This is a genomic window from Xanthomonas euroxanthea (assembly GCF_900476395.1).
Taxonomy (GTDB): domain Bacteria; phylum Pseudomonadota; class Gammaproteobacteria; order Xanthomonadales; family Xanthomonadaceae; genus Xanthomonas; species Xanthomonas euroxanthea.
Genome location: NZ_UIHB01000009.1, coordinates 1 through 1,607, shown reverse-complemented (window position 1 = coordinate 1,607; position 1,607 = coordinate 1). Strand labels below are relative to the sequence as shown.

Below are 1,607 nucleotides of genomic sequence, written 5' to 3'. Positions count from 1 at the left end.
GGCCTGCGACCACGGCGATGTCGGCGCGTTCCTCGCGCACCGCATCGGCGGCTTCGTCGCTGCCCTGCTCGGTCAACGCCAGATCCAGCTGCGGTTCTGCGCTCAGGCTGCCGGTGATCGCCTGCGCGTGCAGGCGGTCACCGGCACGGCATCAACGCGTCAGATACTGGTTGATCAGGTTCTCGTAGGCTTCCTGGCGGCCGCTGAGTTGCTTGGGTTCGTTGCCGGCCGCGTACTGGGCCAGATCCACCAGCGTGCTGCTGCCGTTGGCAAACTCCGCACCCGCGCCGCTGTCGAAGCTGGCGTAACGCTCGGCGCGCCACTGCTCCAGCGGCGAAGCGGTCAGCAGCGCATTGGCCACTTCCAGCCCGCGTGCGAACGCGTCCATGCCGCCGATATGCGCCAGGAACAGGTCCTGCGGATCGGACGACTCGCGGCGCACCTTGGCATCGAAATTCAGCCCGCCCGGTGCCAGCCCGCCCTGGCGCAGCACCACCAGCATGGCGCCGACGGTGTCGTACAGGTCAGTCGGGAACTGGTCGGTATCCCAGCCGTTCTGCGGGTTGCCGCGGTTGGCATCGATGCTGCCGAGCAGGCCGGCATCGGCTGCCACCTGCAGGTCGTGCTCGAAGCTGTGGCCCGACAGCGTGGCGTGGTTGGCTTCGATATTGAGCTTGAAGTCCTGGTCCAGGCCGTGCTGGCGCAGGAAGCCGATCACCGTGGCGCTGTCGAAGTCGTACTGGTGCTTCATCGGCTCCATCGGCTTGGGCTCGATCAGGAAGTTGCCTTGGAAGCCGATCGCACGGCCGTAGTCGCGTGCCAGGGTCAGAAAGCGCGCCATGTTGTCCTGCTCGCGCTTCATCTGGGTATTGTGCAGGCAGGCGTAGCCCTCGCGGCCGCCCCAGAACACGTAGTTTTCGCCACCCAGCTCGACGGTGGCATCGATCGCGGCCTTGACCTGCACCGCCGCACGCGCCACCACGTTGAAGTCCGGGTTGGTCGATGCACCGTTCATGTAGCGCGGGTGCGAGAACAGGTTGGCGGTGCCCCACAGCAGCTTGACGCCGGTGTCGGCTTGGCGCTGCTTGGCGATGCCGACCATGTGTTTGAGGTTGCGCTCGTACTCACCGATGTCGTCGGCATCCGGCGACAGGTCGATGTCGTGGAAGCAGTAATACGGCACGCCAAGCTTGGTGAAGAATTCGAACGCGGCATCGGCCTTGGCTTCGGCACGGTCCAATGCGGTGTTGCCGATATCCCACGGGTACGCGCGCGTGCCCGGGCCGAACGGATCGGCGCCATTGCCGCAGAAGCTGTGCCAGTAGGCCACGGCAAAGCGCAGATGCTCGGCCATGGTCTTGTCGCCGACCTGCTTGTTGGCGTCGTAGACCTTGAAGGCCAGCGGTTTGTCCGAGTCGCGGCCTTCGAAGCCGATCTTGCCGATACCGGGGAAATATTCCTTGGCGCCGATGTAGACGGTGTTGCTCATGGGGCGGAACTCCTGCAAAGAGGCGAGGGAAGAAGGAAGGGCGTTGCAGACCAGTGGCCAGTCACGCAGCGCGGCAATCGTGCATGCGCACCGCCACCGCGCCAGCAGCGCGCACGCT

General features: G+C 65.5%; 1 protein-coding gene and 1 pseudogene. Both read right to left on the bottom strand.

Features of this window, described 5'->3' with window-relative positions:
* Positions 1–106, bottom strand: a pseudogene (locus tag CPBF1521_RS20055) (LysR family transcriptional regulator); the annotation flags it as partial.
* A 45-nt stretch (positions 107–151) separates the two neighbouring features.
* On the bottom strand, positions 152–1,489 hold the full coding sequence (xylA, locus tag CPBF1521_RS20050) for a xylose isomerase (RefSeq protein WP_115678059.1): 1,338 nt from the start codon (positions 1,487–1,489) through the stop codon (positions 152–154).
* Positions 1,490–1,607 lie beyond the last annotated feature (118 nt).